The organism is Pseudoruegeria aquimaris, from assembly GCF_900172235.1.
Lineage (GTDB): Bacteria > Pseudomonadota > Alphaproteobacteria > Rhodobacterales > Rhodobacteraceae > Pseudoruegeria > Pseudoruegeria aquimaris.
The window spans coordinates 26,350-39,003 of sequence record NZ_FWFQ01000001.1; the positions used below are offsets into that span (position 1 = coordinate 26,350).

The 12,654-nt window shown below is 66.6% G+C and carries 8 protein-coding genes; 2 read left to right on the forward strand and 6 right to left on the reverse strand.

Annotated features, from left to right (window positions below):
* The first annotated feature begins 37 nt into the window (after window positions 1-37).
* Entirely contained in the window at window positions 38-1,858 is a 1,821-nt protein-coding gene (typA, locus tag PSA7680_RS00160; protein WP_085866643.1) for a translational GTPase TypA, read from the forward strand.
* Between the two features lie 127 nt (window positions 1,859-1,985).
* On the forward strand, window positions 1,986-2,945 hold the full coding sequence (locus tag PSA7680_RS00165) for a hypothetical protein (RefSeq protein ID WP_085866644.1): 960 nt from the start codon (window positions 1,986-1,988) through the stop codon (window positions 2,943-2,945).
* Between the two features lie 68 nt (window positions 2,946-3,013).
* Here PSA7680_RS00165 and PSA7680_RS00170 read toward each other — a convergent pair whose 3' ends face one another.
* The 6 genes from PSA7680_RS00170 to guaB form a co-directional block, all read right to left on the reverse strand.
* Entirely contained in the window at window positions 3,014-3,301 is a 288-nt protein-coding gene (locus PSA7680_RS00170; protein ID WP_085866645.1) for a DUF1330 domain-containing protein, read from the reverse strand.
* 4 nt (window positions 3,302-3,305) lie between these two features.
* Window positions 3,306-5,972 (reverse strand): alanine--tRNA ligase, encoded by a 2,667-nt coding sequence (gene alaS, locus PSA7680_RS00175; RefSeq protein ID WP_085866646.1) that lies wholly within the window; start codon window positions 5,970-5,972, stop codon window positions 3,306-3,308.
* A 159-nt stretch (window positions 5,973-6,131) separates the two neighbouring features.
* Window positions 6,132-7,202 (reverse strand): recombinase RecA, encoded by a 1,071-nt coding sequence (gene recA, locus PSA7680_RS00180; protein WP_085866647.1) that lies wholly within the window; start codon window positions 7,200-7,202, stop codon window positions 6,132-6,134.
* Between the two features lie 116 nt (window positions 7,203-7,318).
* Window positions 7,319-9,838, reverse strand: coding sequence for a two-component system sensor histidine kinase NtrB (locus PSA7680_RS19120; protein ID WP_176244050.1), 2,520 nt, complete (start codon window positions 9,836-9,838; stop codon window positions 7,319-7,321).
* 83 nt (window positions 9,839-9,921) lie between these two features.
* Window positions 9,922-11,100 (reverse strand): RsmB/NOP family class I SAM-dependent RNA methyltransferase, encoded by a 1,179-nt coding sequence (locus PSA7680_RS00190; protein ID WP_085866649.1) that lies wholly within the window; start codon window positions 11,098-11,100, stop codon window positions 9,922-9,924.
* Window positions 11,101-11,115: 15 nt separating this feature from the next.
* Entirely contained in the window at window positions 11,116-12,570 is a 1,455-nt protein-coding gene (gene guaB / locus PSA7680_RS00195) for an IMP dehydrogenase (protein WP_085866650.1), read from the reverse strand.
* Between the last annotated feature and the right edge of the window lie 84 nt (window positions 12,571-12,654).

Here is a 12,654-nt window from a genome sequence, read left to right on the forward strand (position 1 = left end):
GGTTAGGGCGCGCGGGAACAGTTATGAGGCAGGCCCAATGGACCTTCGCAATATTGCAATCATCGCGCACGTCGACCACGGCAAGACCACCCTCGTGGACGAGCTGCTGAAACAGTCCGGCGCATTCCGTGAAAACCAGTCCGTGGCCGAAAGGGCCATGGATTCCAACGATCTGGAGCGTGAGCGCGGCATCACCATCCTCGCCAAGGCCACCTCGGTGGAGTGGAAAGGCACGCGCATCAACATCGTGGACACCCCCGGCCACGCCGATTTCGGCGGCGAGGTGGAGCGCATCCTGAGCATGGTGGACGGTGTTGTCCTGCTGGTGGACGCCGCCGAAGGCCCGATGCCGCAGACGAAATTCGTTACCTCCAAGGCGCTCGCCCTCGGCCTGCGCCCGATCGTGGTGGTGAACAAGGTAGACAAGCCCGACGCCGAGCCCGACCGCGCGCTCGACGAGTGCTTCGATCTCTTTGCCAGCCTCGACGCCAGCGACGAGCAGCTCGATTTCCCCTCCATGTATGCCTCCGGCCGCGCCGGCTGGGCCGACATGGAACTGGACGGCCCGCGCAAGGATCTCTCCGCCCTGTTCGACCTGATCGTGGAGCATGTCCCCGCCCCGCGCCAGGTGGAGAACAAGGACAAGCCCTTCCGCATGCTGGCCACCACGCTGGGCAGCGATCCCTTCATCGGCCGTATCCTGACGGGCCGCGTGGAAAGCGGCACCCTCAAGACCGGCGACACGATCAAGGCGCTGTCGCGCGAAGGCGAGAAGATCGAGCAGTTCCGCGCCACCAAGATCCTCGCCTTCCGGGGCCTTTCCCAGCAGCCGATCGACGTGGCGGAGGCCGGTGACATCGTGACCGTGGCCGGCATGACGACGGCCACCGTGGCCGACACGCTCTGCGCCCCCGAGATCGACATTCCGCTGCCGGCGCAGCCGATCGATCCGCCCACCATCACCGTGACCTTCGGCATCAACGACAGCCCGCTCGCGGGCCGCGACGGCAAGAAGGTGCAATCGCGCGTGATCCGCGAGCGCCTGATGAAGGAAGCCGAGCAGAACGTGGCCATCCGCGTCACCGACACCCCCGGCGGCGAAGCCTTCGAGGTGGCCGGCCGCGGCGAGCTTCAGATGGGCGTGCTGATCGAGAACATGCGCCGCGAGGGCTTCGAGCTGTCGATCTCCCGCCCGCAGGTTCTGCTGCGCGAAGAGAACGGCCAGCGCCTGGAGCCGATCGAGGAAGTGACGATCGACGTGGACGACGAATACGCCGGCGCCGTGATCGAGAAGATCACCGGCCCGCGCAAGGGCGATCTCGTCGAGATGCGCCAGAACGGCGGCAAGACCCGCATCATCGCCCACGTGCCTTCTCGCGGGCTGATCGGCTACCACGGCGAATTCCTGACCGACACCCGCGGCACCGGCGTGCTCAACCGCGTGTTCCATGACTGGGCGCCCCACAAGGGCCCGATCCCGGGCCGCCGCGCCGGCGTGCTGATCTCGATGGAGAACGGCACCTCGGTAGCCTATGCGCTCTGGAACCTCGAAGAGCGCGGCCGCATGTTCATCGGCGCGCAGGAAGCCGTGTACGAGGGCATGATCATCGGCGAGCACAGCCGCGACAACGATCTGGAAGTGAACCCGCTCAAGGGCAAGAAGCTGACCAACGTGCGCGCCTCGGGCTCCGATGACGCGGTGCGGCTCACGACCCCGGTGCGCTTCTCGCTGGAAGAGGCCATCGCCTACATCGACGATGACGAGCTGGTGGAGGTCACCCCGAACGCGATCCGCCTGCGCAAGCGCTTCCTCGACCCGCACGAGCGCAAAAGGCAGGCAAAAGCGGCCAACGCGTGATCGAAACTTCATGAAATTTGAACCCGGCGTTCCTCGCCGGTTTTTTTTGTGCTGCCGTTTGTGCTAGTTACCGTGACGTTAAGTGTATCCGTGGCCAGGGCAGGCGAACGGTGAGGAAACGGTGAAGTTGAGTACCAAGTATCCGGTCGACGCGCGGCTTGCGCCCGTCGCCCAGAGGGTTGCCGCGGCGGCCCTCGATCCGCGCCAGTGGCAATGGGCCCTGGCGGAACTGCAGCGCGTCAGCGACGGCGTCAACGTGGTGATGTTCAGCCACGATCTGCGCAGCGACACGTCGCTGGACCTGATCCATTCCGGCTACGATCCGGCGATGATCGACAGCTACCTTTCCTACTTCGGCGGCATCAACGTCTGGGCGGAGAAATTCCCCACGATCGCGCCGGGCGAGGTGCGCACCTGCGCCTCTCTGGTGCCGGACGAGGATCTCGTGCAGACCGAGTTCTACAATGACTGGCTGCGCCCGCAGGAAGACATGCGCGGCGGCGCCGGGACGGTGATTTCGCTCGGCAACGGGCGCGTGGTGGCTGTCGCGGGCAGCATCCGCCACAAGGACAGGGATCGGATCGAAGCGAAATTCACGCGGGATCTCGAAGCGCTCGTGCCCCACATCCGGGCGTCGCTTCTGGCCAACCGGATGCTTGGCGAATTGGCCTCTCTGGCCTGCATGGCCCGCCTCTCCCTGGACGGGGAGAACACCGCCCTGCTCGTCGTGCGCGACGACGGTCGGCTTGTGCACGCCAATGCCGCCGGGCAGAGGCTCGTCTGCGAGGGGCTGCATTTCGGGCTCGACATCCTGAACCGGCTCCGGTTCACCGCGCCCGAGGCCAACGCCGCGCTGGCGCGCGCGCTCTTCGAGCTGCGCCATTGCGAGCCGGGGCTGAGCCTGCCGTTCTTCCTGAACGGCGCGCGCCGCGAAAGCGAGCCGCTCCTGATGTGCCGCGCCCTGCACCTGCACGGCAACGACATCACGGAAAATCCGCTGCCCTTCCTCGATCAGAGCCGGAATTACCTGGCGCTTCTGATCTCACCGATGGACGCCGAAGCCGAGGCCACGCAGCCGGCCGGCTGACGCCGCCCGCCGCAGGAGCAGACGAACAGGGGCAGACGAAAAAGGGGGCCGCGGCCCCCTTTCCTTCTTCATTCGTTGGTTTCTACGATCACCAGTTCCCGCTCGGAGGCCCCGCGCGCATGGCTCAGCGCTTCCTGGTAGGTCTCGGATCGGTAGCAGGCCTCCGCCGCCTCGACGGAAGGAAACCGGGCCACCACGTTGCGGGGCCGTTCCTTGCCTTCGAGCTGCACGTAGCGCCCGCCGCGGGCGATGAAGGTGCCGCCGTGCTCGGCGATGGCGGCCGTGGCCAGCTTGGCGTATTTGCCGTAGGCCTCTTCATCGGTCACCGTCACATGGGCAATCCAGAGCGCTCCCATCGCCTTATCCTCCGATCACGGCTTCGGCGGCCTTGATCGCGGCCTCGGCGTTGCCGGCATCCTTGCCGCCACCCTGGGCCATGTCGGGGCGGCCACCGCCGCCCTTGCCGCCAAGCTCCACCACGGCCGCCCGCACGAGATCCACGGCGGAAACCCGTTCCGTTAGATCCTCGGTCACGCCCGCCGCCACGGCCGCCTTGCCGCCGGTGTCGGCGATCAGCAGGACGGCGCCGGAGCCGAGCCGCGCCTTGTGCTCGTCGATCAGCGCCGGAAGATCCTTGCCCGACACGCCCGAAAGCGTCTGCGCGAGGAATTTCACACCGTTCACGTCGCGGGCTTCCGGGCCGCCCGCGCCGCCGGAACCGCCGCCCATGGCCAGCTCGCGGCGCAGCTGCGCCACCTCGTTCTGCAGCGCCTTGCGCTCCTCGAGCAGCGCCTTCACGCGGTCCTCGATCTCGCTGGCCTGGCTCTTCAGCAGCCCGGCGACACGCGCCACTCGGGCGTCCTGCGCGTTCAGATACTCCAGCGCCGCGGCCCCCGTGAGCGCCTCGATCCGGCGCACCCCGGCGGAGGAGGCGCTGTCGCTCGTCAGCACGAAGGCGCCGATGTCACCGGTGCGCCGCACGTGGGTGCCGCCGCAGAGCTCCAGCGAGTAGGTGTTGCCGTCCACGCCCTTGCCCGAGCCGGTGGCGACGCCCATGGAGACAACGCGCACCTCGTCGCCGTATTTCTCGCCGAACAGCGCCTGGGCCCCAAGCGCACGCGCCTCGTCCGGCGTCATGATGCGGGTTTCCACCGGGCTGTTCTGGCGGATGTAGGCGTTCACGTCGGCCTCGACCTTGGCGATCTCTTCGTCGGTCAGCGCCTTTGCGTGGCTGAAATCGAACCGCAGGCGATCGGGCGCATTGAGCGAGCCCCGCTGGGCGACGTGATCGCCGAGCGTTTCGCGCAGCGCTTCATGCAGCAGGTGCGTGGCGGAGTGGTTGGCCCGGATCATGCTGCGCCGTGCGTGATCCACGCGCAGCTCCAGCGCATCCCCCACGGCGAGCCCGGATTTGCCGGCCGTCACCTTGTGGGCGAAGACGCCTCCGGCCATCTTCTGGGTGTCGCCGATCACGCCGGCCCCATCGGGCTTGAGATAGGTGCCCGTGTCGCCGACCTGCCCGCCGGACTCCGCGTAGAACGGCGTCTGGTTCAGCACGATCCATCCCTCTTCGCCCTCGGCGAGCGCCTCCTTGGCGGCGCCCTCCTGCACGATCGCAAGAACCTGCCCCTCGGCCACCTCGGTATCGTAGCCGAGGAATTCGGTCGCGCCGTGCTGCTCGGCCAGATCGAACCAGATCGCGGCATCGGCGGTTTCGCCCGAGCCGGACCAGGCCGCGCGGGCCTTGGCCTTCTGCTCGGCCATGGCGGCATCGAAGCCCTCGGTGTCCACGGTGCGGCCCTTCTCGCGCAAGGCATCCTGCGTCAGGTCCAGCGGGAAGCCGTAGGTATCGTAGAGCTTGAAGGCCGCCGCGCCCGGCAGGGCCGCGCCCTCGGGCAGAGCGGCAAGCTCGTCGTCCAGCAGGCGCAGGCCGCGATCGAGCGTGGTGCGGAAGCGGGTTTCCTCCAGCTTCAGCGTTTCCTCGATCAGCGCCTGCGCCTGGCGCAACTCGGTGAAATGGCCGCCCATCTGCTGCACCAGCGCCGGGACAAGCCGGTGCATCACCGGATCCTTCGCGCCCAGAAGATGGGCGTGGCGCATGGCGCGGCGCATGATGCGGCGCAGCACGTAGCCGCGGCCCTCGTTGGAGGGCATCACGCCGTCGGCGATCAGGAAGGAGACCGAGCGCAGGTGGTCGGCGATCACGCGGTGATGCACGTTTCCGGGGCCGTCCGGATCCTGGCTGGTGGCATGGGCGGAGGCCTCGATCAGCGCGCGCATCAGATCGGTGTCGTAGTTGTCGTGCTTGCCCTGCAGCAGGGCGCCGATGCGTTCCAGCCCCATGCCGGTGTCGATCGACGGCTTGGGCAGGTTCTCGCGGCGGCCGTCCTCGAACTGCTCGAACTGCATGAACACGAGGTTCCAGATCTCGATGAAGCGGTCACCATCTTCCTCCGGGCTGCCCGGAGGGCCGCCCCAGATGTGCTCGCCGTGATCGTAGAAGATCTCGGTGCAGGGGCCGCAGGGGCCCGTCGGACCCATGGACCAGAAGTTGTCGTTCGTCGGGATGCGGATGATGCGCTCATCCGGCAGGCCGGCGTATTTCTTCCAGATGTTCGCGGCCTCGTCGTCGGTATGGTAGACGGTGACGAGCAGGCGATCCTTGGAGATGCCGAATTCCTTGGTGATCAGATCCCAGGCGTAGGGGATCGCCTCTTCCTTGAAGTAGTCGCCGAAGGAGAAGTTCCCCAGCATCTCGAAGAAGGTGTGGTGGCGCGCGGTGTAGCCGACGTTGTCCAGATCGTTGTGCTTGCCGCCGGCGCGTACGCATTTCTGCGAGGTGGCGGCGCGGGTGTAGTCGCGTTGCTCGACGCCGGTGAAGACGTTCTTGAACTGCACCATGCCCGCGTTGGTGAACATCAGCGTCGGGTCGTTGCGCGGGACAAGCGGCGAGGAGTCGATCACGGCGTGATCGTTGCGGCCAAAATAGTCCAGGAAGGTGGAGCGGATATCGTTCAGGCTCGGCATGTGGGGCGATGTTCCGGAGCTGTTATTTCAAAGGGTCAGCCCCGTTTAGCCCCGTGTGCGGGTGCTGTCCACCGCCAACGGAAAAAGCCGCCCGTTCAAGGGCGGCTTTCGGCCCGGCAAGGCCGGGCGCAAGCGATGCATCAGCGCGGCGGCGGCGCCTCAATCCTCGACGAGATCCTCGCCGTCGGCCCCGGAAAACCCGAAGTCCAACCCATGGGCGGCGCGGATCTTGTCTTCGATCTCGAGCGCGATGGCGCTGTTTTCGCGCAGGAAGGTCTTGGCGTTCTCGCGGCCCTGCCCGATGCGCTGATCCCCGTAGGAGAACCAGGAGCCCGATTTGTCCACCACGCCGGCCTTCACGCCCAGATCGAGCAGTTCGCCCATCTTGGAGATGCCCTCGCCGTACATGATGTCGAATTCCACCTGCTTGAAGGGCGGCGCGACCTTGTTCTTCACCACCTTCACGCGGGTCTGGTTGCCCACCACCTCGTCGCGGTCCTTCACCGAGCCGATGCGACGGATGTCGAGACGCACGGAGGAATAGAATTTCAGCGCGTTGCCGCCGGTGGTCGTCTCCGGGCTGCCGAACATCACCCCGATCTTCATCCGGATCTGGTTGATGAAGATCACCATGCAGTTGGAGCGCGCGATGGAGCCGGTGAGCTTGCGCATCGCCTGGCTCATCAGCCGGGCCTGCACACCGACGGAGCTGTCGCCCATGTCGCCTTCAAGCTCGGACTTCGGCGTCAGGGCCGCCACGGAATCCACCACAACCATGCTCACGGCGCCGGAGCGCACCAGCGTGTCGGTGATTTCGAGCGCCTGTTCCCCGGTGTCGGGCTGCGAGATCAGCAGCTCGTCCAGGTCCACGCCGAGTTTCTTGGCGTATTGCGGATCAAGCGCGTGCTCGGCATCGACGAAGGCGCAGACGCCGCCCTTCTTCTGTTCTTCCGCCACGCAATGCAGCGTGAGCGTCGTCTTGCCCGAGCTTTCGGGCCCGTAGATTTCGATGATGCGGCCCTTGGGCAGCCCGCCGATCCCCAGGGCGATGTCGAGCCCGAGCGAGCCCGTCGAGGTGGCCTCGATTTCCTGCACCGCGCCTTCCTGGCCGAGCTTCATGATGGAGCCCTTGCCGAACTGCCGCTCGATCTGGGCCAGGGCCGAATCGAGGGCCTTTTGCTTATCTGCGCTACGTTTGTCTGTCATGCTCAAAAGATCTGCCGTCGCCATTGATTGACCCCTTATTCCACACCCGAGCCCGGGCAGCAATTCCTGTTATGTTCGCCTCTTGTTCTCATTCTTATGAGCACAAAATGAGAACATTTCAACTAAAAATTTCATGCACATCAAACCGCACGATCGGTTAAAGAGTGGTTTAAAGACTGAAAACACCGCCAAAACCGAAAGGCAGGCGCCATCCCATGCTGGTATTTCACAAGGAACGCCTCGTGATCCTCTCCGTGCCCAAGACGGGCACGACCGCCCTGCAGGCCGCACTCGGCGCGCAGGCCGACATGGTGGTGCGCGATCCGCCGCTGCTCAAACATGCGCCCCTCTACCGCTATCACCGGTTCTTCAAGCCGATGCTGGAGAAATTCTGCGGCCCGATGGAAACCGTCGCGGTGATCCGCGAGCCGCTGGACTGGACGGGCAGCTGGTATCGCTACCGCGGGCGCCCGTTCCTGCGCGGCACGCCCAACAGCACGGAGGGTGTTTCCTTCGGCGCCTTTCTCGAAGGCTACCTGTCTGATCCGCGGCCACCTTTCGCCGACATCGGCGCGCAGCCGCAACGCGCGCGAAGCGAAGGCGCGCACCGGCTCTTCGTCCTCCACGAGCAGCACGACCCCCTGCTCCACGGGGCTGGAGGCGACGGGCTCCTGCGCCTTCGACGGCTCCTCCACGGCGGCCATTTCTTCCTCGACGTCCATCGCCGGCAGGTAGATCGAAAAACAGGCCCCCTGCCCGGGCGCGCTTTCGGCAAAGACGAAGCCGTTGCTCTGCTTGATGATCCCGTAGACGGTGGACAGCCCCAGGCCGGTGCCCTCGCCCGGCGCCTTGCTGGTGAAGAAGGGCTCGAACACCTTGTCCAGGTTGTCCTGCGGGATGCCGGCACCGGAATCGATCACGCGGATGATCGAGTAGTTGCCGGGCGGAATCTCGGCCCGGCCCTTCTGCAGCGGCGCGCGGATCGTCCGGCTCGTGGTTTCGATCGATACGGTGCCCCCATCCGGCATGGCATCGCGCGCGTTGACGACGAGGTTCATCATCACCTGTTCGATCTGGCGCGGATCGGCCTTGACCGGCCCGACATCCGGATCGTGATTGAAGCTCAGGCGCACCTTCTCGCCGACCAGGCGGTTGAGCAGATGCGTCAGATCCGAAAGGCATTCGCGCAGATCCACCCGTTCCAGCCGCATCGTCTGCTTGCGGGAAAAGGCCAGAAGCTGGCCGACGAGACTGGCGGCGCGGTTGGCGTTCTGCGCGATCTGTTCGAGATCGGCGTAATCCGGATCGTCCTTGCCGTGCTTGAGCAGCAGCAGATCGCAATGGCCCGAGATCGCGGTAAGCAGGTTGTTGAAATCATGGGCCACGCCGCCGGCCAGCTGGCCGATGGTCTGCATTTTCTGGCTCTGGACGAATTGCGCCTCCAGCGTCTTCAATTCGGTGGCATCGCTCAGCACGATCAGCCGCTGGCCTTCCGCATCGGCGGGGCCATCGGCAAGAGTGGCATGGACGAACCGCTCCCCCCCTGCGTTCCGGATCTGCAGAAGCTCCGCCTTGTGCGGGCCGTTGCCCTTGCGCGCCGCTCCGAGCCAGTCGGCCAGCGGGCGCGAGACGCCGAGCAGCAGATCCTCGATCGCCGGGCGCACCCGCAGCCCGCCGGGCAGAAGCACGCGGGCACGCTGGTTCATGAAGCTGACCCGGCCATCCTCCGCAAGCAGCAGCGCGGCCACCGGCAGGCTGTCCACGTCGATGTTGCGCGTGCCCTCCGCGGCGCTTTCGCGCGGCGGCAGGAAATAGAGCTCCTGGCGCCCCCCCGCCCCGACGACGCGCGCCACGTCAACCCGGACGGCACCGTCCCCCGTCTGCACGCTGCACGGGCCTTCCGGGCGCAGGATGCCGGGGCCGAAGATATCGGAGAGCCCGCGCACCTTGCGCCCGAGCAGGCGCTTCATCGCATCGTTCATGAAGAGAACCGCCCCCTTCTCGCTGGCGATCAGCATCGGCAGGGAGAGCCCGTCCGTCCCCTTGCCGGGGGCGTGGGCAGCGTAGACATCCTCGAACCGCCAGAGGAACCCTTCCTCCCCCAGCCTGTGCACCATGAGGCGCATGTGGCCGCGCCGCGTCACCACGTCCTCCCGGGCGGCGCCCTTTTCGCGCGCCTTGCCATGCAGCGCATTCATCACCTTTTCCGGCCGGGCGAACACGGCCCGGAAGATGGAGGAGAGCGGCTTGCCGAGGGCAAGCGGATACATCGCCTGCGCCGCGGCATTGCCGTGGCGCACGATCCCGTCGGCGTCGGTGACGAAACTGGGCGCGGAATCGTGCTCGATGAAGGCGGCGACGACGGAAAGCTGCCCCTTCTGCTGCGCCTGGGCCCGTTTCCCGGACAACCAGGACACCGCGATGGCGGCGAGCACCGAAAGCCCCGTCGCGACGAGGGGCACGCGCAGGGCATCCAACTGGGTGCGCCAGGCCGCGATCAGCAGCAGCACCGACAACACGATCAGAACGGAGCGCCGGGCGGCCTGGACCGACGTGGCCGGTTTCGCGGCCCCCTTTCCAACGGCTGACTTGGAGCCGGCGGGCAGCTTGGGATCGGCCTGCGCGGCCATCGACTGGGGGGAAACGGCTGTATCCGACACGTTGGCTCCGCTTTGGTTCCTGCGCATCAGTTTCGGGCGAAACTCGTTAAACGACCTTTAAGAGAACTGCGAAAACCGGCGGCCTATTCGGTTTTCCGCCTCAGCACCGAGAGGAAGAACCCGTCGCCACCATCCAGCGGCGTCAATGACAGGCGCTTTTCCTCGTGCCAGTCGGCATTTTCCGACAGGAATCGCTCAATCTGCTGCCTGTTTTCCTGATCCAGCAGAGAGCAGGTCGCATAGGCGAGCCCCCCACCGGGCGAAACGAGATCACGGCAGCTGCGCAGGATCCCGGCCTGAACATCAACAAGATCCTGCAAGGCATTGGCATCAAATCGCCATTTTGAATCCGGCGAACGCCGCCAGGCGCCGGTGCCACTGCAGGGCACGTCCGCCAGAACCAGATCGAACGGGCGGCCCGCGCGCAACTCCGCACCGGTGGCGCGCCGGATCTCCACGCCCGCCCGCGCGGCGCGTTCAGGCAGATCCTTCATCCGCGCCGCACTTGCGTCATGGGCGACGAACTCGGCCGTGACCCGCGCCGCCATGGCGAGGCTCTTGCCCCCGCCACCGGCGCAATAGTCGAGGATGCGCCCACCTTCCGGCAGCGGCAATGCCTCCACAAGGGCCTGCGAACCCACGTCCTGCAATTCGACGAGGCCATCGCGATAGGCGGCGCTGGCCTGCACCCGACGGGCATTGGCGGTAACTTCTAGTGCGGCCTGCGCCAAGGGATGCGGGCGCGTTTCAATGTTGTCCGCGAGCAGGTTTTCCCTTGCCGCTTCAATGCCTTGCTTGCGTGTGTTGACGCGCAGGAATACGGGTGCGCGATGGCGGAGCGCCTCGGCGATCCCATCGGCGGCGGCGCCATGGGCCTGCTGCACCAGCGGCCAGATCCATTCAGGAAGATCGCGGGCCACGGCGCGGGGCATTTCGGAGGGATCGGGCAAGGCCGCCCGCTCGGCGGCAGACAGCGGCGCCGGTGCGTGGCCTTCTCCGGTGAACAGCGTCTCCGGCGCCAGCCCCTGGCTGCGCAGTGCTCCGATCATCACCGCACGCCCGGTTTCGCCGCCACCGAGCCATCCAAACGAGCTGCGGCAGCGCAGCGCATCGAAGACGTGATCGCGCACGGCGGCGCGATCCTTGGACCCGGCAAAGCGGCTCCCCCGCGCCCAGCGGGTGAGCGCCCTCTCCGCCGGCGCGCCGGCGAAGATCTCGTCAAGAATGCCGATGGCGGCGGCCACGCGCGCAGCAGGCGTCATGCGGCGGCTCCCGGCTCAGGCGAGGCGGTAGTTCGGGCTTTCGCGGGTGATCTGCACGTCATGCACGTGGCTTTCCTTGAGGCCGGCACCGGTGATGCGAACGAACTGGCAGTTACGGCGCATCTCCTCGACGGTGGCGCAGCCGGTATAGCCCATGGCCGCGCGCAGGCCGCCCACCAGCTGGTGGATCACCGCGTTGGCGGACCCTTTGTAGGGCACCTGGCCTTCGATGCCTTCGGGCACCAGCTTGTCGCTGGCCGCATCCTTCTGGAAGTAGCGGTCCGCGGAGCCGCGTGCCATGGCGCCGAGCGAGCCCATGCCGCGGTAGCTCTTGAAGCTACGGCCTTGATACAGAATGACTTCTCCCGGGCTTTCATCGGTGCCCGCGATCATCGAGCCGACCATGGCACAGGAGGCGCCGGCGGCGATGGCCTTGGCGAAATCGCCGGAGAACTTGATGCCGCCGTCGGCGATGATCGGGGTGCCGCTCTCGCGCGCGCCCTCGGCGGAATCCATGATCGCCGTCAGCTGCGGGACGCCCACGCCGGCCACCATGCGCGTGGTGCAGATGGAGCCCGGCCCGATGCCGACCTTCACCGCGTCCGCGCCGGCGCCGATCAGCGCACGGGTGGCCTCGGCGGTGGCCACGTTGCCGGCCACGATCTGCACCTCGTTGGAGAGCGCCTTGGCGCGTTCCACGGCCTTGGCGACGCCTTCGGAGTGGCCGTGGGCGGTGTCGATCACCACCATGTCCACGCCAGCGTCGATCAGCGCCTGGGTGCGCTCGAAGCCGGCATCGCCCACGGTGGAGGCGGCTGCGACGCGCAGGCGGCCGAGATCGTCCTTGCAGGCGTTGGGGTTGAGCACCGCCTGCTCGGTATCCTTCAGCGTCAGCAGGCCGGTGAGCTTGCCCTCGCTGTCGGTCACCAGGAGCTTCTCGATCCGGCGGGCCTTCATCAAGCTCTTGGCTTCGTCCAGATCCGCGGGCTCCTGCAGCAGCGCCAGGTTGTCGGAGGTCATCATCACCGAGACCGGCGTGTCGTCATCGCTGGCAAAGCGCATGTCGCGGTTGGTCACGATCCCCACCACACGGCCGGAGCCGTCCACCACCGGGAAGCCGGTGACGCGGTAGCGCTCCTGCAGGGCCTTGGCGTCGGCCAGGGTCTGATCGGCGGTCAGGGTGATCGGGTTGTAGACGATGCCGCTTTCGAAGCGTTTCACCCGGCGCACCTCGCGGGCCTGCGCCTCGATGTCCAGGTTGCGGTGGATCACCCCCATGCCCCCGGCCTGCGCCATGGCGATGGCCATCTTGGCCTCCGTCACCGTGTCCATCGCGGAGGACAGCAGCGGGATGTTCAGGCGGATCGACTTGGTCACGTAGGTCGATGTGTCGGCGGTGTTCGGCAGCACGTTGGACGCGGCCGGGACAAGCAGGACATCATCGAAGGTGAGTGCCTCGCGAATCTCCATGAGGGGGCTCCTTGGATGCTTCGTTTGACGCGTCCCTATTGCATGAAGCCCGCAGGAGCGAAACCCCAATTCGTGCTAGCCCCT

What these genes read in the sequence shown, in the direction of transcription:
- recA (WP_085866647.1), bottom strand. Translation starts at nt 7,202, where the DNA reads ATGGCGACGGCAGATCTTTTGAGCATGACAGACAAACGTAGCGCAGAT.
- PSA7680_RS00190 (WP_085866649.1), bottom strand. Translation starts at nt 11,100, where the DNA reads ATGACGCCTGCTGCGCGCGTGGCCGCCGCCATCGGCATTCTTGACGAG.
- PSA7680_RS00170 (WP_085866645.1), bottom strand. Translation starts at nt 3,301, where the DNA reads ATGGGAGCGCTCTGGATTGCCCATGTGACGGTGACCGATGAAGAGGCC.
- guaB (WP_085866650.1), bottom strand. Translation starts at nt 12,570, where the DNA reads ATGGAGATTCGCGAGGCACTCACCTTCGATGATGTCCTGCTTGTCCCG.
- typA (WP_085866643.1), top strand. Translation starts at nt 38, where the DNA reads ATGGACCTTCGCAATATTGCAATCATCGCGCACGTCGACCACGGCAAG.
- alaS (WP_085866646.1), bottom strand. Translation starts at nt 5,972, where the DNA reads ATGCCGAGCCTGAACGATATCCGCTCCACCTTCCTGGACTATTTTGGC.